This window comes from Bacillus sp. RCC_6_1, from assembly GCF_041360755.1.
Lineage (GTDB): Bacteria > Bacillota > Bacilli > Bacillales > Bacillaceae_G > Bacillus_A > Bacillus_A cereus.
The window spans coordinates 123,033-142,733 of the sequence record NZ_JBFUPV010000002.1 but is presented as its reverse complement, the minus strand read 5'-3'; the positions used below and the strand labels follow the sequence as shown (position 1 = coordinate 142,733).

Genomic DNA, 19,701 nt, shown 5'->3' with positions numbered 1-19,701 from the left:
TCCTTGAATTCCTTGTGGCCCTGTCGCTCCGGTTGCTCCTGTAGCTCCCGTTGGACCTTGAATTCCTTGCGGGCCTTGGATTCCTTGTGGACCTTGAATTCCTTGTGGCCCTGTCGCTCCGGTTGCTCCTGTAGCTCCCGTTGGACCTTGAATTCCTTGCGGGCCTTGAATTCCTTGGGGGCCTTGGGGGCCGGTCGGTCCTATATCACCTTGCGGACCTTGGATTCCTTGGGGGCCTTGTGCCCCGGTTGCCCCTGTCGCTCCTTGGATTCCTTGAGGACCTTGTGGACCTTGAATTCCTTGGGGGCCGGTTGGACCTATGTCGCCTTGTGGGCCTTGAATTCCTTGGGGACCTTGTGCTCCGGTTGCCCCCGTTACTCCTTGGATTCCTTGTGGACCTTGAATACCCTGTGGACCGGTTGGACCTATCTCTCCTTGAACACCTTGGATTCCTTGCGGGCCCTGTAAACCCGTCACTCCGGTTGCTCCCGTTGCTCCTGTCGCTCCTGTCACTCCAGTTGAGCCTGTCGCCCCGGTATCTCCTGTTACTCCTGTCGCACCTGTTGCTCCTGTCGGGCCAGGTGGTCCACCTGATGGACCTGTCACTCCTGCCGGACCTGATGGCCCCGTTGGGCCGGTCGGTCCTGCTGGTCCTCCTGACGGGCCAGTCACCCCTGTTGGACCGGTTACTCCTGTTGGACCGGTAGTTCCTTCTCCCGTCGCTCCGGTTGCCCCCGTATCTCCTGTTGCTCCCGTCGGACCTTGTATCCCTTGAATCCCTTGTGGGCCTTGCACTCCTTGTGCACCTGTTGCTCCTTGAATCCCTTGTATTCCTTGCACTCCTTGTGCGCCCATCGGACCGGTTGGACCAATCGCCCCTTGTATACCTTGCACTCCTTGGGGGCCCTCTGGACCCGTTGCTCCTATTTCCCCTTGTATCCCTTGAATTCCAGTTGCTCCTTGTGCTCCAGTTGCTCCCGTTATCCCTTGCACACCTTGTATTCCCTGTATTCCTTGTGGACCTTGTGGGCCTGTTGCTCCTACCGGTCCTTGAATGCCTTGTATCCCCTGAGGACCCTCTGGACCCGTTGCTCCAACTGGCCCTTGAACACCTTGTATTCCTTGCGGGCCCTGAAGTCCCTCTGGGCCTTCTGGACCTGTTGGACCTATCTCTCCTTGTATCCCTTGGATTCCAGTTGGACCTTGTGGCCCAGTCGGACCTATGTCACCTTGCGGACCTTGGATTCCCTGTGGACCTTGTTCTCCTGTTCCCCCTGTCGCTCCTTGGATTCCTTGAGAACCTTGTGGGCCTTGAATTCCTTGTGGGCCGGTTGGACCTATGTCGCCTTGTGGGCCTTGAATCCCTTGCGGACCTTGATCTCCAGTGGCCCCCGTTACTCCTTGAATTCCTTGGGGACCTTGAACACCTTGGGGACCCGTCGGACCTATCTCTCCCTGCACACCTTGGATTCCTTGCGGACCTTGCAAACCCGTCACTCCGGTTGCTCCCGTTTCTCCTGTCGTTCCTGTCACTCCAGTTGAGCCTGTCGCCCCAGTATCTCCTGTTACTCCTGTCGCCCCGGTTGCTCCTGTCGGGCCAGGTGGTCCACCAGATGGACCTGTTACTCCCGCCGGACCTGATGGCCCCGTTGGGCCGGTCGGTCCTGCTGGTCCTCCAGATGGGCCTGTTACCCCTGTTGGACCGGTTACTCCTGTTGGACCTGTAGTGCCTTCCCCTGTCGCCCCAGTTGCTCCCGTATCTCCTGTTGCCCCCGTCGGACCTTGGATTCCTTGAATTCCCTGTGGACCTTGCACTCCTTGTGCGCCCGTCGCTCCTTGAATTCCTTGTACTCCTTGCACACCTTGGGGACCCATCGGACCTGTTGGACCAATCTCCCCTTGAGCACCTTGCACTCCTTGGGGACCCTCTGGACCCGTTGCTCCTATTTCCCCTTGTATCCCTTGAATTCCAGTTGCTCCTTGTACTCCAGTTGCTCCCGTTATCCCTTGCACACCTTGTATTCCCTGAATTCCTTGGGGACCTTGTGGGCCTGTTGCTCCTACCGATCCTTGAATACCTTGTATCCCCTGAGGACCCTCTGGACCCGTTGCTCCAACTGGCCCTGGCACACCTTGGATTCCTTGCGGGCCCTGAAGTCCCTCTGGACCTTCTGGACCTGTTGGTCCTATATCACCCATCGGACCTTGTATCCCTTGAACTCCCTGTGGGCCTGTTGCTCCTGATGGCCCTGGTACTCCTTGTATTCCTTGTGGCCCTTGATCTCCTGTTGCTCCTGTGGCCCCTTGAGGCCCTATAGCCCCCTGTATACCTTGTGGACCTTGATCCCCTGTTGCTCCCGTTGCCCCTTGAATACCTTGAACTCCTTGTATTCCTTGTTCACCAGTTACTCCCGTCGGACCAGGAATACCTTGAATACCCTGCGGACCTTCTGGACCTGTTGGACCAATTGGCCCTTGAATCCCTTGGATTCCTTGCAAGCCCTGTGCTCCCGTACTTCCAGTCGGACCTGTACTTCCCGTTGCTCCTGTTATCCCTGTACTTCCTGTAGCTCCAGTATTCCCAGTTGCTCCAGTCGCACCTGTACTTCCACTCGGTCCACCGCCCGGACCTGTCGCACCAGTCGGCCCCGTCGGACCAGGAGGTCCTCCAGATGGTCCAGTTATCCCAGTTGGACCTGTTATTCCAGTCGGGCCTGTTATCCCCTGACCAGTTGCTCCGGTTGCACCTGTATTTCCACTCGGTCCTTGTGTTCCTTGTATCCCTTGTGCTCCTTGTATTCCTTGTGGACCAGTTACACCCGGTAACCCTTGGACGCCTTGAATTCCTTGAGGTCCCTCAGGTCCCGTCGCTCCAATTGGCCCCTGTAATCCCTGTATCCCTTGTATACCTTGTGCCCCAGTCGCTCCCGTTGGACCAATCGGACCTTGTAACCCTTGCACCCCTTGAGGTCCTGTCGCTCCAGTTTCTCCTTGTGGTCCTCTCAATCCTTGTGGGCCCTGCTGTCCTTCTGGTCCAGTTGCACCTATTGGCCCAACTGATCCTTGTATCCCTTGCACACCTTGAGGTCCTGTCGGGCCCATCTCCCCCATCGGACCTTGTAATCCTCTTGGTCCTTGAGGTCCTGTTGGGCCTTGTGGACCGGTTGGACCAGTAATCCCTATACCTGTAAACCCAGTTGGAACAGGGGGGAAAGTAGGCCCAATAAGTTCGGGTGGAATTCTAAAATTAGAGCTTAACGAATTTTGCTTCCGATTATTATCACGATTCTTCACACTTTCACCGCCTACAAACCGTCTTTTTCATAATAAATAAGCCTCTTCTTAATCTATTTACAAAAATAATTTCCAAGACTATTTTTATTTTAAATAATAAAAACTCCCTTAATTTCTTAAGGGAGTCCTGCAATTGAATCCATATTATCTGTATTAGGGACAGCTTGCGCTATACTCGATGTATTTACATTTTGCCCCATATTTGCTCCTGTTACAGTACCAGCAGGAGTGCCCCTTGTATACGTCGTCGTCACCGAATCTCCCGGCTGTAAACAAAGCTTCGTCTCCGTCCCTATTACTGTAACAACATCAATCCAAGTACACCCCATTGAACCACTATATGATTTCGAAGCAGTAAATGAAGTGTCGCTCAAATTATCACCGGTAAATATATTTCCAGTGTTATTCACAATAACAAACTCTTTTATATGAGCAGGCATAATTACACTCTACCTTTCCTCTATGAACCTAACGTACGTGTACTCGTTGCCAAAGGCGGAAGAAATACTGATGTTCTAATGACCGCTTCTGGCTGCCTTTTTCCATTTAAAAAAATAGCCGCACTCGATCCTCCAGCACCTGCATATACTTTTGCTACAGCTAAAGGTGAGAGATCATAACAGTCACCGACATTAACAGCTCCTGTATTATTAATAATTTTTACTTTACGCAAATTAATCCCCATTTACCCCTCCTCCTTTTTTATACTGTATGCAAAAGAAAAAAACTTGAAACAGACTCGTTTCAAGTTTTTTACAATTAACTATTTCGTTTCACCTTCATATTGAAGCATACCGCCAACCATGTTCACTGTTTTAAACCCTTGTTCATTTAAATAATGACATACATTTTCACTGCGCATTCCTGAACGACAAATAAAGATATATTCATTCTCTTTATTAAAGAAATCTACTTTATGTGGGATATCGCCCATTTTAATATGTACAGCTTCTGGAATCTTTCCTGCCGCTACTTCTTCATCTTCTCTTACATCTACTAAAAATAACGTTTCTCCATTTTCTAAACGCTCTTGCACCTCTTCTGTAGTGATTGTTTTAACTTCTGTCATATGTAGTTCCTCCTTATATACAATAAAACCTTTAGTTTCTTTTTCACAAACATTCTCTACCAATTTTAGCATGCAAAAGAAAGAACGCAAAGAATCGAAAAGCTATTTCTCAATTTTCTCGTAAAACTTATTCTTTACAAACATAACTAGCACATTGTATCCTCAATATACTTGTTTTATGAAAGGAGTCGATTAAAATGACACTTTTTCTTTTCATTATGGGCATTGTGTTCTTACTCGCTGCAATTATTGCTCTTAGTATGAAAAATAATAGAAAAATAAAATCCCCACAAGAAATGTCATTCTTATTTCTATTGCTTAGCATAGCGTTTTTCGGTATAGCAATAGCTACATATATTTTCCGTCTACAAATCATGTAAAAAAAGGTGCCTACTACAAACATCGCACCTTTTCCCCATCATTTGTCTTCTAAACAAAACTAGATACTTTCCGATTTAAAAATTCATAAACTTTCTTTTCAAATAAATGAATATCAAATGCTCCCGCCATATGCCCATTTATACTTTCTATCTCATACACTTCCGCATACTTCCCTTGTTTTTGCAAAATATCTACCATTTTATAATTATAACGAGACGGCTGAAGCAAATCTTGTTTACAGGGAATCATAAGTACATTCGCTTCTATGTTAGAAAGAGATTCTTCTAGTGAAGAAAACCCATGTGCAATATCATGCAATAAAACTGCCTTCGCAGTATACATCCATGAATTTGCATCTACTAGCTCTATACTTGTATACGTCGCTTTATTTATCTCTTTTTCAAATGATGTTAGTGTAGAAAACTTTTCATAAGGTTCTACCTCTATACTATTACGAGGAAATGCCATTTCATAAAAATGCTCATCAAACGCGTTCATAAACATCATTCTATTTGCTAAATGAAGCCCCTTTATCGGCTGCTCTTCTCCATATTTTCCATCTTTCCAATTTGGATCGAGTTGAATTGCCTCAATCGCATTTTGCGCTACGTTTACTGACGTAATAATTGGGTTTTGTGGGTTCGTAATAACGCCAATCATCCGCTCTACCATATGTGGATAGTGAACCGCCCATTGTTGTGCAATCATTCCCCCCGCCGACGGTCCGATTACAGCGTGTAACCTTGAAATTCCCATACCTTTTATTAACTCATATTGCACACAAGCTACATCAAGAAATGTAAAAATCGGAAAATCCATAGCATATTCTTCTCCAGTTTCTGGATTAATTGATTTCGGTCCTGTTGTAATTACATATGGATTCCTCACCTGCACATTACAAAGATTATCCGTACATATAACAAAATACTTATTTGTATCAATTGCTTTTCCAGGTCCAATTAGCCCATCCCACCAACCAGACTCCTCATCATGAACTGTATATTTTCCTGCCGCATGACTTGTTGCACTAAAATAATGACAAACCAAAATCACATTTGACCTTTCTCTATTTAAAGTGCCATATGTCTCGTATCCCATTTGAACAGGAATTTCTCTGCCATTTTCAAACGTAAACCCTTTTAAAACAAACTTCTCCTTTTTTACAATTTGCACAGACTCTCCCTCTCCCCGTTATAGTATGAACTGCTTACTAAAGTTTTTTTTCTATGCAAACTAATCTCCTTCTTCTTTTCATAAATAAATGAATAATATACAAAATTAGCCACAAAATAGCACTATATTACAAGATTAAAGAGGGCGTACATATGATTTGGAATTGGTTACGTAAGAAAAAAAAATCAAATAAACCAGAAGCAAACGAAACAGATAATCAGGAGCAGCATTCTAACAATCAAGAGGATGATAACAAAGAACAGACTAGAAGTATGAAACATAATAAAGGTAAAAATAACGAGCAAAAAGATTCGTCTCAGGATAAGCAACAGAGCGCTAAACAAGAGGATTCCTCTCAGGATAAGCAACAAAGTTCTAAACAAGGTGATTCTTCTCAGGATAAGCAACAAAACGCTAAACAAGGTGATTCTTCTCAGGATAAGCAACAAAACGCTAAACAAGGTGATTCTTCTCAGGATAAGCAACAAAACGCTAAACAAGAGGATTCTTCTCAGGATAAGCAGCAAAGTGCTAAACAAGATGACCCTTCTCAGGATAAGCAACAAAACGCTAAACAGGATGATCCCTCTCAAGATAAGCAGCAAAGTGCTAAACAAGATGACCCTTCTCAGGATAAGCAACAAAACGCTAAACAGGATGATTCCTCTCAAGATAGGCAACAAAGTGCTAAACAAGATGATTCGTCTCAAGATAAGCAACAAAGCGCTAAACAGGATGATTCCTCTCAAGATAGGCAACAAAGTGCTAAACAAGATGATTCGTCTCAAGATAAACAACAAAGTGCTAAACAAGGTGATTCGTTTCAAGATAAACAGCAAAACACTAAGCAAGATGAACCTTCTCAAAGTAAGCAACAAAGCTCTGGAGGTAATAGTATTTATGACTTTACAAAACCAGAAAAAGATCGTATTCATTCTTTACAAAATTTAATAGAGAAGCTGAAAAAGTCTAGTGATTTTGTAAATTATCATACATCCGACGATGAAACGATGCCTTATTGGATTTCTTACTATCGCCCTTCACTTGATGGAGAAAAATTACAAAAGTATTTAATGCCCACTCTTTTAGAACGACCTAACGCATCACTAGAAGAGCTTAAGGAACATATCCCGATGAGCGGCATTACAATTACGAACGACTTACAAAAAATTGAGGATATGGTTTTAAAGGGGCATGCGATTATTCAATTGAATCAGCAAGATCAAAAATGTATGCTTGCAAACATTGCAATTGATAATTATCGTGCACCAACCCCTCCTTTAAACGAATCAACTGTTATTGGTCCGCAAGAAGGTTTCGTAGAGGATATTGATACAAACATTAATTTAGTTCGAAAACGTCTTCCTGTTTTAGATTTACAAACAAAAGAAATGATTATCGGCGAGTTTTCCAAAACAAAAGTTGTCATGATGTATTTAGACAACCTTGCTGAAAAAGATAATGTAGATTTTCTAGAAGAGTCATTACGCGCTCTTGAATATGATCAAATTAATGATAGTGCTTATTTACAAGAATTAATGGGTGAAAAATCGATTTTCCCTCTCTATATCAATACAGAACGTACTGATAGAGTTACAAAAGCACTAATTGATGGAAAAATCGCTATTTTTGTTGATGGTTCTCCAAGTGTTTTACTAACACCCGTATCCTATTTTGATTTTTTCATTTCACCAGAAGACTATAACGTCTCCTGGATGTACGCTACATTTTCAAGGATTTTAAGATTAATTGCCGTTCTATTTTCAATTTGCGCTACACCGTTATACGTTGCAGTTTTAAATTATCATTATGAACTTATTCCAAGTGATTTACTTGAAACCTTAATTTTATCAAGAGCACAAGTACCATTCCCACCTTTAATTGAAGCACTCTTTTTAGAACTTGCGATCGACTTACTGAGAGAAGCTGGCGCGAGGTTACCGATGAAAGTTGGTCAAACGCTCGGTATCGTAGGGGGTATCGTAATCGGACAAGCATCTGTACAAGCAGGTTTAACGAGTAACATTTTATTAATTATCGTTGCACTATCAGCACTCGCTTCCTTTATTACACCTATTTATAAAATGGGTAATGCGGTTCGATTACTACGTTTCCCGTTTCTCATATTTGCAGAAATAGGAGGACTTTTCGGGATTTCACTTGGATTTATCTTTTTATTTACCCATCTATTTAGACTCACTTCTTTACGCAAGCCGTACGCTTTATTTTATCCAACAAGACAACAATCTGTTAAAGATTCTTGGATTCGTTTTCCTTTAACAATGATTGATACAAGAGATGTACAAGCAAGGCCACAACATGTAAAAAAAGCAGCGAAAGGAATTTCAACAAAGCATAGATCAGACTTTGATGATTAAGAAATGAGGTGCATTCGATGAGTAAAGTTCAAGAAAAATATCAAATATCTCCTATCTTTGTTTTCTTCTTAATTCACGGTGCACAGTTCGGTGCTGGCGTTCTCGGCTTCGCTCGAATCATCGCAAAGGCCGCTGGATACGACGGATGGATGGGAGTTATAATCACAGGAATTTTAATCCACATTCTTATATGGATGATGTATGTCTTATTAAAAGAAACAAATGGGAATTTAGTTGATTTACATCGGCAAACATTTGGAAAATGGCTAGGAAATGGCATTAGCATCATCTTTATGGCTTATTTTTTAATCGTTAGTATTTCAGTCATCCGAACATATGTTGAAATTATTCAAGTATGGATGTTTCCTACCGCTTCTACCTTTATGTTAACACTCTTTTTATGCTTAGTTAGCTATTACATTATCTCTTCTGGATTTCGTGTAATTACCGGTATTTGCGTCATCTCTGTTGGTGGTACATTAGGATATTTATTTCTAAGCTTATTCGTTTTGAAATATTCACATTGGGATAATTTACTACCTATATTCACACATTCTTTTTCAGACATTTTAAAATCCGCTCAACTGTCAATCTACAGTATGACCGGTTTTGAGATTTACCTCATGGTGTATCCATTTGTGAAAAAGCCTATGCAATCTCATAAATACGCTCAGTTTGGAGCACTATTTTCAAATCTTCTATATTTATTTAGCACCCTTTTAGCCTTTGCATTTTTTAGTGAAAAACAATTGTTAAAAACGATATGGGCCCAACTTTCTATGACCCAAGTTATTCAATTACCATTTATAGAAAGACTCGAATATATTGCAATTTCAGGCTATGCACTCGTTATTATTTCAAGTTTTATCCTCCCTTTATGGGCGTCAATGAGAGCAACTCATGAAATATTCCGTGTAAAACAAAGGGGTGTTTTAATTGCTTTTATCTTTATCACTCTCATTGTTTCGCAACTTTTAACAAACAGACACGATATTAATAACTTTATTAGTAATGTATCAAAGGTTAGTTTTTGGCTCATTTATGTATACATCCCAATCCTATTTATTATTGTGTGGGTGAAAAGAAAATGGAAAAAATCAAAAGCACAAGCAAATTAATACTTATTTCTTGTATAACATTCTTCAGTCTAATTGGATGTTTACAAAAAAATATTATCGACGATGTACAACTTATTCAAGGATCCGTATTTGACGTTGCAAAAGATAATAAAGTAAAAGTGACATTCGTTTGTCCCATTCAAAAAAAAGGAAATAAAGTTCAAGTTTTTGAAGGCAGTGCAAATGCGGTAAAACAAGTAAAAGCAGACACATCTTTAGAGTCTTCTCAACCTTTTGCTAGTGGACAAATGCGTGTCGCTCTATATACGATAAGACTTGCCAAAACAGGAATGTCTACTTCATTCGATACATTACTCCGAGATGTGAATATAGGGAACGCTTTATATGCTGCTTTATTAGATGGGAATGGTACTGAACTTTTAAAAGGCAAATATTCGACTTCATACAACGTTGCAATTTATATAAAAAAATTGCTAGAACATAACATGGAGACCGGACCTTTACCAGCGGATAATCTACATATAGGAGCATTTCGCTATTATCAAGAAGGAAAAGACTACTATATTCCCATTCTAAAGAAGCATGGTGATAAAATAAAAATTACCGGAATTGGCCTTTTTAAAAAGGATAAATATATCGGTAAAATTGCGGAAAAAGATATGTTCATATTTAAAGGACTATTAGAGAAACATAAATTAGATTCACATGAATTTAAAACAGATTCTGCGTACGTAATGATTAATAATATTCGTTCTGTTCCAACTTACGATATAAAAATTAAAAACGGAAAGCCTTCTTTTTTCATTCACGTTCGTCTTGATGCACGTATTCAAGAACTATCAAAACAAATTAACTTAGAAAATAACAAGAACACAAAAAACATTGAAAAAGATGTACAAAAACAATTAGATAAACAAGCTGCTAAGTTAATTAAGCAATTTAAATCTTTAGGCGTCGATCCTCTCGGGCTAGGTGCAAAGTATAAACAACATTATCGCCCATTCAAATTAGAAGAATGGAGACAAATGTATAAAGATGTTCCGGTTCATATAAAATACACCGTAAATATTACAAATTCTGGTGTTATTGAATGAGAAATGATTGAACTCCTCTCTCCAGCATGATACAACGGAGAGAGGAGTTTTTTATTATCAAATAGAGAGAGAAGATATTTATGGGGGAGCTTATGTCTAAAAAATTAGTAAAGCCTATTTTAAATGGTATTTTATTTCTCGGCGTCTTTTTATTTGCTCATACATACTTAAAAAATGTTTCCTTCACACGTTACTTACTTGTCGTTATACCAATGTTACTCGTCGGTATTTTTGGCATCGATCTTATTTCATCGCTTTTAATAAAAAAAGAAGAATAACGAGCGAACATCTTATTTCGATAAGATGTTCTTTTCATTTCATAATCACCTTATGTTACAATAAACTTCGGCATAACGTAAGAAAGGATGAAACAACATGACAAACGAAAAAGGTTTAGATAAAGGATACGAACTTGTTGCGAAAATGCATGAAGTATTCGGACATCCTGTGACAAATACTCCAACAAAATTAACAGAAGAGCGTGCAAAAATCCGTGCAAGTTTTATGCAGGAAGAACTAGAAGAATTTCTAGAGGCAACGACTGTTGAAGATCAATACGATGCACTGATTGACCTTATTTACTTTGCATTCGGAACGTTTGCAGAAATGGGCGTACGTCCAGATAAAGGATTCGAAATTGTAAACAACGCCAACATGGCAAAACTATTCCCTGATGGGAAGCCTCGATTCCGTGAAGGCGACGGTAAGATTCTAAAGCCAGAAGGCTGGCAAGCACCGGAACCACAACTTCGTGCTGAAATTGAACGTCAGCGTCAAGAAGCTGAAAAAAACTGCTAGGATTTCCTAGCAGTTTTTTATTATGGCTTTTTTTCTGCCAATCATTAATGACCCACGTGCCCTGCGTGTCCTGCTGCTCCACTAATACTAGCTGCTCCTGCTGCTGCCCCTGCTCCTCCTGCTCCAATTCCACCTGTCCAAGGAGAAGATTGTTGTTGTTGTTGATATTGCTGATATTGTTGGTGCTGTTGGTGCTGTTGGTGCTGTTGACCTTGGTGTCCATGATGTTGACCTTGGTGTCCATGATGTTGGCCTTGGTGCCCATGATGACCGTGTTGGCCTTGATGACCTTGGTGATGGTGGTGACCTTGGTGTCCATGATGTTGGCCTTGGTGGTGATGTCCATGGTGACCATGTTGGCCTTGGTGAGTTTGATAAAGAACAGCTTGCGGATGAATGTGGTGGTGACCGTGGTGATGTACTTGTTGCCCCTGATGACCATGTTGACCTTGATGATGGTGATGACCATGATGGCCGTGTTGACCTTGATGGTGGTGATGACCATGATGGCCGTGTTGACCTTGATGGTGGTGATGTCCATGATGGCCGTGTTGACCTTGATGGTGGTGATGTCCATGATGGCCATGTTGACCTTGATGGTGGTGATGATGACCATGGTAGCCGTGAACTACTTGCGGATATCCACCTACTCCTCCTGCTACAACACCTACTCCCGGTACAGGAAATCCTGTCTGTACTCCTCCAACGAAAGATGGAAATGCAGTTGGTACGCCTACTGGTACTCCTCCCGCTGCTCCGCCAACAAATGTTGGGATTCCAGTTTGCACTCCGGCTACCGATGATGGAAATCCTCCTGTTAATGTTGGAATTCCAGTTTGTACACCCGCTACTGATGTAGAAAACCCTCCAGGTGTTCCGCCCATCCAGCTCGGAATTCCACCGTATCCTTGTTGTCCTCCTCCCATTAACATCATTTGTTCATAACTATCCGATCCACTCCCGAAGAAACCATGTGGTGCATTATTGTCCATCCCTTTCATTCCTTTCACCTCTTCTACTCAATTTAGCCTACCTTTTTTATCATATTTCCTATAGAAGAATAGGTGTTTGTCTGCACTAGAATTCCGCTTCTTTTTCTTCATTCATGATAAAATTAATTAACTGAATATTTTTTCTAGGAGGTATTTATATTGAAGAATGTAACAAAGGCTTCTATCAATGATTTAGATTCAATCGTCCATATAGATATTGACGTAATTGGAAACGATAGTAGACGAAATTATATTAAGCACACTATCCGTGAAGGCAGATGCATCATTGTAACAGAAGAAAATTCTATCTCTGGCTTTCTAACATACGATACAAATTTCTTTGGTTGTACTTTCCTCTCATTAATCATTGTTTCACCAACTAAAAGAAGGCAAGGCTATGCAAGCTCGTTAATCTCATATATGTTAAGTCATTCTCCTACTCAAAAAATATTTTCTTCAACGAACGAATCGAATGAAAGTATGCAGAAAGTATTTAACTCGAATGGTTTTATACGTAGCGGAATAGTTGAAAACTTAGATGAAGGTGACCCTGAGATTATTTTCTATACAAAAAAGCTCAGAACATAAACGCTCTGAGCTTTTTCAAATGATTTAGTTTGCAACAACGTTAACAAGTTTTCCAGGAACAACAATTACTTTACGAACTGTTTTCCCTTCAATTTGGTCTTGAATTGCTTCAAGTGCAAGTTGTTCCATTTCTTCTTTTGATGCGTCTTTACTCATTGTTAGTTTTGCGCGAACTTTACCCATAACTTGAACAACGATTTCAACTTCATCTTCTACAAGTTTAGACTCATCAAATGTTGGCCAGCTTGCATATGTGATTGTTTCATTGTATCCAAGTTTGCTCCATAGCTCTTCCCCGATATGAGGTGCAACTGGTGCAATCATTTTTACGAAACCTTCTACATATTCTCTTGGAAGTGTTTCAGCTTTGTATGCATCGTTGATGAATACCATCATTTGAGAAATCGCTGTGTTGAAGCGAAGCTCTGCATAGTCTTCTGTTACTTTCTTCACTGTTTGATGGTAAGCTTTTTCAAGCTCTTTATTTGGTGCGTCAGTAATTTTCTCACTTAATTCACCGTTATCTTGAACGAATAGACGCCATACGCGGTCTAGGAAACGACGAGCTCCGTCAAGACCATTTTCAGACCAAGCGATTGAAGCATCTAATGGTCCCATGAACATTTCGTATAGACGAAGTGTATCTGCACCGTGGCTTGCTACGATATCATCAGGGTTTACAACGTTACCTTTTGATTTACTCATTTTCTCGTTGTTTTCACCTAGAATCATACCTTGGTTGAATAATTGTTGGAACGGTTCTTTCGTTGGAACTACACCGATATCGTATAATACTTTATGCCAGAAACGAGCATATAGTAAGTGAAGTACAGCGTGCTCTGCACCACCGATATAAATATCAACTGGAAGCCATTGTTTTACTTTTTCAGGATCTACAAGTGCTTCGCTATTGTTTGGATCGATGTAACGTAGGTAATACCAGCAGCTACCAGCCCATTGCGGCATTGTATTTGTTTCACGACGACCTTTTTTACCAGTCTCAGGATCAACAACATTTACCCACTCGTCAATGTTAGCAAGTGGTGATTCACCTGTACCTGAAGGACGGATGTTTTCTGTTTTCGGAAGAACTAATGGTAATTCCTCTTCTTTCACAGCTGTCATTGTACCATCTTCCCAGTGAATTACTGGAATTGGCTCACCCCAGTAACGTTGACGGCTGAATAACCAGTCACGTAGACGGTACGTTACTTTTTGATTTCCTGCGCTCGTTACTTCAAGCCATTCAATCATTTTTGCGATTGCTTCTTCTTTATTTAAACCATCAAGGAATGCTGAGTTTACGTGTGCACCATCACCTGTGTACACTTCTTTCGTAATATCTCCGCCTTTTACAACTTCCTTCATTGGAAGATTAAATACTGATGCGAATTCATAGTCACGCTCATCGTGAGCTGGAACTGCCATTACAGCACCTGTTCCGTAAGTTGCAAGAACATAGTCAGCAATCCAGATTGGTAATTTCTCACCGTTTACTGGGTTAACTGCGTAAGCACCAGTGAATACACCAGTTTTTTCTTTCGCAAGTTCTGTACGCTCTAGATCACTCTTCATTTTTACAGCGTTAATGTAAGCTTCTACCGCTTCTTTTTGTTCTGCTGTTGTAATTTCTGCAACAAGTGCATGTTCTGGAGCTAGTACACAGTATGTTGCACCAAATAATGTATCAGGGCGCGTTGTGAAAACTGTGAATTTCTCGTCTGTACCATCGATGTTGAAGTGTACTTCTGCACCTTCAGAACGACCGATCCAGTTACGTTGCATATCTTTTAAGCTTTCAGGCCAATCAAGCTCATCTAGATCTTCTAATAGACGATCTCCGTAAGCTGTAATTTTTAACATCCACTGTCTCATCGGACGACGCTCAACTGGATGTCCACCACGCTCACTCTTACCGTCAATGATTTCTTCGTTTGCAAGTACTGTACCAAGTGCTGGGCACCAGTTTACAGGTACTTCATCAACGTAAGCTAAGCCTTTTTCAAATAGTTTTAGGAAGATCCATTGCGTCCACTTATAGTAGTTTGGATCTGTTGTATTTACTTCACGGTCCCAATCGTAAGAGAAACCTAATGATTTAATTTGGTTACGGAACGTATTAATATTATGCTCTGTAAATTCAGCTGGGCTGTTTCCAGTATCAAGTGCATATTGCTCTGCTGGAAGACCAAATGCATCCCATCCCATTGGATGAAGAACGTTATATCCTTGCATACGCTTCATACGAGATAAAATATCTGTCGCTGTATAACCTTCTGGATGTCCTACGTGTAAGCCTGCACCTGATGGATATGGGAACATATCTAGTGCATAAAATTTTGGTTTTTCTGTCTCATCTGGCGTACGGAATGTTTTATTCTCTTCCCAGTACCCTTGCCACTTCTTCTCAATTTCTTGATGATTAAAGCTCATGAGATACCCTCCTTGAAATTCTATTTATTTTCACCGCCCAAAATACAAAAAACCTCTCATCCCTAAAAAGGGACGAGAGGTTATAGATTCCCGCGGTACCACCCTAAATTAATGTACAAATATACATTCGCTTAGATCCGTAACGTGGATTAACGGCAATTGCTACTATTAGTTTCACAACTGCAACTCAAAGGCGAGTTCATAACGAAACGTGGATTGACTTGCACCGACCGTCAACTCTCTAAACCAGCTTCTATTACTACTACTCCTTCTCACTGTTATTACACATATAAGTTACGTGAACTATCCTTCACCTAGTATCTCTTAAGAGCTTACTTAAAGCGAGGACTTCTCGGTTAATCGTTACTCTTAATAACTAACGAATTCATCTTAAGACAGCCGAGCTATCTCCCTTGTTCTAAAGGTTGTTTTATTTAAATATATTCTAAAACATGTTACATGTTCCGTCAAACTAAACTGCAATTTTTTCTTCAACTGTTTCTTCTACTTTTACTCGTTTATCATAAATGCTCGTTGCTATAAGCGCTACTACAAGCATTACCATGATTGCTATAAACAATACTTCCATATTGTATAAATCCACAATTGCTCCGCCAACGACCGGCCCGAACATTTTCCCTACAGTCGCCGCACTATTTACAACCCCTTGATAAAACCCTAATTTATCTTTTGGTGCAAGTATATTTGCAATCGTTGGAACCGCAGGCCATACAAATAACTCACCTATTGTTAATGTTACCATCGCAACGAGGAACATCGTAAATTGTTGCGCTTGACTTAACACAATGAATGAAGCTGCAAAAATGAAGATTCCAATCATAATTTGCTGTTTTAAAGAACGCTTCATCCAGCGAATTAGCATACTAACAAGTGGCTGTGCACAAACAATCATTGCTCCGTTTATCGTCCATAATAAACTATAGTGACGAAGGCTAATATTCAATTCTTGCATATGTGTTGCAATCGCTCCTTGCCACTGTACGTATGTAACCCAGCATAAAGCATATGCTACACACACGATAAGAAGTGCTTTAAATCCAGGTGTAAGTGACCAACCTTTTTTCATTTCCACTTCTTTTTGTACTCCTGGCTCCTTCTTGTCTTCCATACCACGAAATCCAATAAAAGCAATTAAGAAGAAAACAAAGTATAAAATAAAGTTCGCTAAGAAAATATAATCAAAACGATACGATGCAACTAATCCACCACATGCTGTTCCAATCGCAATACCAACATTTTGTCCAACGTACATCGCATTAAATGCCCGTCTTCCGCCTTCTGGCCAAACCGTACCAACCATCGCATACATCGATGGGAAGACCATTCCAGAACCGAAGCCGATTAACGCTAGCCATACAACATATAACGGCCAACCGTGGAAGAACACAAGACCTAAAATTGATACAAGTGTAATCACTATCCCTACTAAAGTTGATTTATAACCGCCCCATTTATCAAATAAAACACCGCCGAGCAAGTTTCCGATTACACCAGTAAGCGAGTTGATCATTAATACCATTCCGGCCACAGATAAAGATTTTCCCAAGTGATCATGTAAATAAATTGTATTAAAAGGCCATAAAAAAGAAGCACCCGTGACATTAATAATCATCCCAGCTACTAATAGCCATACTTTCCTTGGCATAGCTTCCCCTCCTATTCTATTTTTTTCGTTCATATATATAACAGTAAAATTGTAGTCGTTTTTAAATAGGAAGGCAACTGATTAATAGTTGATGAAATTCAGATAATAGTTCGTCGGTAAATGAATTTATATTGGTTGCTTCTTGGATTATATCAGCGATTATCAGAATATATCGGCGCAACTACAAATATATCAGCGATTATTAAAATATATCGACTTACCGACAAAAAACGACAACAGTAACAATATATAAAAGGGTAGACTGCATGAAATTTTCATGCAGTCTACCCTTATTTGTACTATCCAACTTCCTTTTCTCGCTTCACACGTTCTTTAGCACTCCATTTAAACACCTTATCTAGTAGCGAGTATATTCTCCCAGATTCTTTCGTTAACAAAGGTCCTAACGATGCTAATATTAAAACATACAAAGCTGAGAACGGTTTAATCGCTGCCATTAAGCCACCCGCAATTCCAATATTCGCGACGATAATAGAAAATTCTCCGCGTGATACAAGTGTTAAACCGATATTCGTAGAAGCCTTATGCGATAACCCAGCTTTACGCCCCGCAACCATTCCAGCAGTAAAATTACCGATAAGAGTAATGAAAACTGCTCCTAATGCCAACCACACTGCTCCGCCAAGTGAAAATGGGTCTATACTTAAACCGAAGCTGAAAAAGAATATAGCTCCAAAGAAATCACGAAACGGAACGACAAGCTGTTCAATTCGATCACTATGCTCTGTTTCAGAAAAAACGAGTCCTAGTAATAATGCTCCAATTGCCTCTGCAACATGAATCGTTTCTGAAAATCCTGCTACAAAGAACAAAATAGCGAATATTACAATAATAAAAATTTCATTGGACGAAATATCTAACATTTTATTTAAAAACCGTGTAGCTTTTCTAGCAACTACAAAGAATAGTAGCATATAACCTACTGCGATTAAAATAGATGTAAGAGCACCTACAAATGATGTTGCCCCTCCAAGTACTAATCCTGAAACGACTGATAAATATACCGCTAAAAAAATATCATCAAACATAATGATTCCTAAAATTAGCTCCGTCTCTTTATTACCAGATCTTCTTAAATCAACAATTACTTTCGCAACAATTGCACTCGATGAAATTGTTATGATCCCAGCAATAATTAATGTTTCTAATAAGGGGAAACCCATTATATATCCGTAAAGTAAACCTAATATAAAATTAAGCGATATATGAACAGTTCCCCCAAAAGCAATTGATTTTCCTGATTTAATTAATTTTTTAATTGAGAATTCTAAACCTAAGTAAAATAGGAGGAATATGACGCCAACACGGCCGAGGAAGGAAATAACTTCTCCACTTTCAATAAATCTTAAATCGATAAGCCCTAAATCTGGGGCATGAGGCCCCACTAGCATACCGAGTATAATAAGAAACGGAATAATCGAGAACTTTAACTTTGCAGCGAGAATAGCTGCAAAAGCGACTAATACTAACGCAGTTCCAACTTCAAAGATTAAAGTATCCATCGATTATGAATCCCCTCCTACTGAAAGCAACTCATTAATAATTCTTTTCACTTCATGTCTTTCACCTGATAATACGAGCATATCGCCAGCTTCAATGATAGAATCTGGGCCTGGATTAAAGAACTTCTTCATATTCTTTTTCAAAATGGCAATAATCGTTACGTTATATGTGTTTCGAACATGTAAACTACCAATTGTTTTTTGTACAACTGGTGCATTATTTTCCACCTTAAACCACTCAATTGATAATCCCTCAAAAGCCATTTCAATCGTATCTAAAGCTTGTGGCCTATATACCATTCCGCCCAATATAGCTGCAATTTGTCTCGCTTCAGAATCACGAAGAGAGACGCTTGAAATACTCTCTTCATGATCAGCATCAAAATGGTACATTTCTCTTCGGCCATCATCATGAATAACGATAACCATCTTTTCATTACCTTTTGTAATCACTTCAAACTTACATCCAATACCCGGCAGTTCACTCTCTCTAATATTCATATTTTCCGCCTCCTAATTTTTTAGTTACGGCTTTTATAAATCGACATCAATCTCCGTTTTAAAGCTCTCATCCTTTGAGATACCTAAATACTTTAGTGTCTCTGATGGAGTCGCGTGATGAAAATGTTTTTGCAATAGTGCAATCGCTATCCCTCTTTTGTACGCATGAAATCCGAACGTTTTTCGCATTGAATTCGTTCCGATTTTACCAACAACTCCAACTGCTTCTGCAGCATTATGAATTACACGATACGCTTGTTGGCGCGTAATTGAATTTGGCGTTTTATTAGATTGGAATACGTAATTTTCTCTTTTAACGCCAATAGATTGTACGTAATCTAAAAGCGCTTCTTTTACTTTTGTATTTAAATAAATATCTTGTTTAAATTTTTCATCTTTCACAGGAAGAGCATAAAACTCTTTAACAGTCCCGTCTTCATTTAATACATCTTCAAATTTCATGCTAAGTAGTTCTGTAATTTTTAATCCTGTGTTAATTCCAATAACAAATAAAAGATAATCTCGCTGGGAGTGCTCTTTTAAATATTTTTTCATAGCCTCAATTTGGCTTATATCTTTTAATGCCTCTACAACTTCCATACATGTATTCTCCTCATCTTATGAACGGTAATTTTCTCATTATGTTGTCCATTTTACCTTATCATGCTATGAGATTTCCATGTGTTATCCATTATTTTCACAATATACTCAGGTGGTTCTGAAAACTTTCAA

18 protein-coding genes and 1 other annotated feature are annotated in these 19,701 nt (G+C 40.2%); of the genes, 7 read left to right on the top strand and 11 right to left on the bottom strand.

All coding sequences use genetic code 11. The features are described 5' to 3' along the window. The 4 genes from AB6801_RS06790 to AB6801_RS06775 form a co-directional block, all read right to left on the bottom strand. On the bottom strand, positions 1-3,294 hold a 3,294-nt coding region (locus AB6801_RS06790; RefSeq protein ID WP_370941044.1), incomplete at its 3' end, for a BclA-related collagen-like exosporium protein. Between the two features lie 116 nt (positions 3,295-3,410). Next, on the bottom strand, positions 3,411-3,734 hold the full coding sequence (locus AB6801_RS06785) for a hypothetical protein (RefSeq protein ID WP_001110848.1): 324 nt from the start codon (positions 3,732-3,734) through the stop codon (positions 3,411-3,413). A 20-nt stretch (positions 3,735-3,754) separates the two neighbouring features. Then, complete coding sequence (locus AB6801_RS06780; protein ID WP_000512465.1) at positions 3,755-3,979, bottom strand: spore germination protein; 225 nt, start codon at positions 3,977-3,979, stop codon at positions 3,755-3,757. A 78-nt stretch (positions 3,980-4,057) separates the two neighbouring features. Next, positions 4,058-4,363 carry a rhodanese-like domain-containing protein gene (locus AB6801_RS06775; protein ID WP_000141207.1) on the bottom strand — a complete coding sequence of 102 codons (306 nt, stop codon included), beginning with the start codon at positions 4,361-4,363 and terminating at the stop codon, positions 4,058-4,060. 197 nt (positions 4,364-4,560) lie between these two features. Here AB6801_RS06775 and AB6801_RS06770 point away from each other — a divergent pair, with 197 nt between their 5' ends. After that, a complete protein-coding gene (locus tag AB6801_RS06770) occupies positions 4,561-4,743 on the top strand; it encodes a hypothetical protein (RefSeq protein WP_000171888.1) in 183 nt (60 codons plus the stop codon). Positions 4,744-4,792: 49 nt separating this feature from the next. Here AB6801_RS06770 and AB6801_RS06765 read toward each other — a convergent pair whose 3' ends face one another. Beyond that, positions 4,793-5,917 (bottom strand): homoserine O-acetyltransferase family protein, encoded by a 1,125-nt coding sequence (locus AB6801_RS06765; protein WP_097995472.1) that lies wholly within the window; start codon positions 5,915-5,917, stop codon positions 4,793-4,795. A gap of 152 nt (positions 5,918-6,069) precedes the next feature. Between AB6801_RS06765 and AB6801_RS06760 the strand changes: the two genes are divergently transcribed. The 5 genes from AB6801_RS06760 to AB6801_RS06740 all read left to right on the top strand — a co-directional run bounded on the left by AB6801_RS06760 (position 6,070) and on the right by AB6801_RS06740 (position 11,266). Next, on the top strand, positions 6,070-8,295 hold the full coding sequence (locus tag AB6801_RS06760) for a spore germination protein (RefSeq protein WP_370941043.1): 2,226 nt from the start codon (positions 6,070-6,072) through the stop codon (positions 8,293-8,295). Positions 8,296-8,312: 17 nt separating this feature from the next. Then, positions 8,313-9,413, top strand: a complete 1,101-nt coding sequence (locus AB6801_RS06755) for a spore germination protein (RefSeq protein WP_000049056.1) — start codon at positions 8,313-8,315, stop codon at positions 9,411-9,413. Beyond that, complete coding sequence (gerHC, locus tag AB6801_RS06750) at positions 9,383-10,468, top strand: spore germination protein GerHC (protein WP_000411387.1); 1,086 nt, start codon at positions 9,383-9,385, stop codon at positions 10,466-10,468. Before AB6801_RS06755 ends, gerHC begins: the two co-directional genes overlap by 31 nt. A 92-nt stretch (positions 10,469-10,560) precedes the next feature. Beyond that, on the top strand, positions 10,561-10,746 hold the full coding sequence (locus AB6801_RS06745; RefSeq protein ID WP_000038781.1) for a hypothetical protein: 186 nt from the start codon (positions 10,561-10,563) through the stop codon (positions 10,744-10,746). A gap of 97 nt (positions 10,747-10,843) precedes the next feature. Continuing rightward, positions 10,844-11,266, top strand: coding sequence for a pyrophosphohydrolase domain-containing protein (locus tag AB6801_RS06740; protein ID WP_000180554.1), 423 nt, complete (start codon positions 10,844-10,846; stop codon positions 11,264-11,266). Positions 11,267-11,310: 44 nt separating this feature from the next. Here AB6801_RS06740 and AB6801_RS06735 read toward each other — a convergent pair whose 3' ends face one another. Further along, entirely contained in the window at positions 11,311-12,267 is a 957-nt protein-coding gene (locus tag AB6801_RS06735) for a protein VrrB (RefSeq protein WP_044584919.1), read from the bottom strand. Positions 12,268-12,417: 150 nt separating this feature from the next. Here AB6801_RS06735 and AB6801_RS06730 point away from each other — a divergent pair, with 150 nt between their 5' ends. Then, the gene (locus tag AB6801_RS06730; RefSeq protein WP_000800325.1) at positions 12,418-12,846 is read left to right on the top strand and encodes a GNAT family N-acetyltransferase; all 429 of its coding nucleotides are present in this window, start codon (positions 12,418-12,420) and stop codon (positions 12,844-12,846) included. Positions 12,847-12,870: 24 nt separating this feature from the next. Here AB6801_RS06730 and leuS read toward each other — a convergent pair whose 3' ends face one another. The 5 genes from leuS to AB6801_RS06705 all read right to left on the bottom strand — a co-directional run bounded on the left by leuS (position 12,871) and on the right by AB6801_RS06705 (position 19,569). Beyond that, positions 12,871-15,279: a leucine--tRNA ligase gene (gene leuS, locus AB6801_RS06725; RefSeq protein WP_000009466.1), complete on the bottom strand. Its 2,409-nt coding sequence runs from the start codon at positions 15,277-15,279 to the stop codon at positions 12,871-12,873. Positions 15,280-15,344: 65 nt separating this feature from the next. Then, positions 15,345-15,564: a binding site (T-box leader), on the bottom strand. Positions 15,565-15,751: 187 nt separating this feature from the next. Beyond that, entirely contained in the window at positions 15,752-16,945 is a 1,194-nt protein-coding gene (locus tag AB6801_RS06720) for an MDR family MFS transporter (RefSeq protein WP_001137554.1), read from the bottom strand. 299 nt (positions 16,946-17,244) lie between these two features. Further along, positions 17,245-18,468: a cation:proton antiporter gene (locus tag AB6801_RS06715; RefSeq protein ID WP_000380174.1), complete on the bottom strand. Its 1,224-nt coding sequence runs from the start codon at positions 18,466-18,468 to the stop codon at positions 17,245-17,247. 3 nt (positions 18,469-18,471) lie between these two features. Then, the gene (locus AB6801_RS06710) at positions 18,472-18,969 is read right to left on the bottom strand and encodes a cation:proton antiporter regulatory subunit (RefSeq protein WP_001026053.1); all 498 of its coding nucleotides are present in this window, start codon (positions 18,967-18,969) and stop codon (positions 18,472-18,474) included. Positions 18,970-19,002: 33 nt separating this feature from the next. Next, on the bottom strand, positions 19,003-19,569 hold the full coding sequence (locus AB6801_RS06705) for a tyrosine-type recombinase/integrase (protein ID WP_000454205.1): 567 nt from the start codon (positions 19,567-19,569) through the stop codon (positions 19,003-19,005). Positions 19,570-19,701 lie beyond the last annotated feature (132 nt).

Excerpts from the sequence above, each read along its gene's own strand:
- AB6801_RS06785 (WP_001110848.1), bottom strand. The coding sequence starts at position 3,734 with ATGCCTGCTCATATAAAAGAGTTTGTTATTGTGAATAACACTGGAAAT.
- AB6801_RS06780 (WP_000512465.1), bottom strand. The coding sequence starts at position 3,979 with ATGGGGATTAATTTGCGTAAAGTAAAAATTATTAATAATACAGGAGCT.
- AB6801_RS06775 (WP_000141207.1), bottom strand. The coding sequence starts at position 4,363 with ATGACAGAAGTTAAAACAATCACTACAGAAGAGGTGCAAGAGCGTTTA.
- AB6801_RS06770 (WP_000171888.1), top strand. The coding sequence starts at position 4,561 with ATGACACTTTTTCTTTTCATTATGGGCATTGTGTTCTTACTCGCTGCA.
- AB6801_RS06760 (WP_370941043.1), top strand. The coding sequence starts at position 6,070 with ATGATTTGGAATTGGTTACGTAAGAAAAAAAAATCAAATAAACCAGAA.
- AB6801_RS06755 (WP_000049056.1), top strand. The coding sequence starts at position 8,313 with ATGAGTAAAGTTCAAGAAAAATATCAAATATCTCCTATCTTTGTTTTC.
- gerHC (WP_000411387.1), top strand. The coding sequence starts at position 9,383 with ATGGAAAAAATCAAAAGCACAAGCAAATTAATACTTATTTCTTGTATA.
- AB6801_RS06745 (WP_000038781.1), top strand. The coding sequence starts at position 10,561 with ATGTCTAAAAAATTAGTAAAGCCTATTTTAAATGGTATTTTATTTCTC.
- AB6801_RS06740 (WP_000180554.1), top strand. The coding sequence starts at position 10,844 with ATGACAAACGAAAAAGGTTTAGATAAAGGATACGAACTTGTTGCGAAA.
- AB6801_RS06735 (WP_044584919.1), bottom strand. The coding sequence starts at position 12,267 with ATGAAAGGGATGGACAATAATGCACCACATGGTTTCTTCGGGAGTGGA.
- leuS (WP_000009466.1), bottom strand. The coding sequence starts at position 15,279 with ATGAGCTTTAATCATCAAGAAATTGAGAAGAAGTGGCAAGGGTACTGG.
- AB6801_RS06720 (WP_001137554.1), bottom strand. The coding sequence starts at position 16,945 with ATGCCAAGGAAAGTATGGCTATTAGTAGCTGGGATGATTATTAATGTC.
- AB6801_RS06715 (WP_000380174.1), bottom strand. The coding sequence starts at position 18,468 with ATGGATACTTTAATCTTTGAAGTTGGAACTGCGTTAGTATTAGTCGCT.
- AB6801_RS06710 (WP_001026053.1), bottom strand. The coding sequence starts at position 18,969 with ATGAATATTAGAGAGAGTGAACTGCCGGGTATTGGATGTAAGTTTGAA.
- AB6801_RS06705 (WP_000454205.1), bottom strand. The coding sequence starts at position 19,569 with ATGGAAGTTGTAGAGGCATTAAAAGATATAAGCCAAATTGAGGCTATG.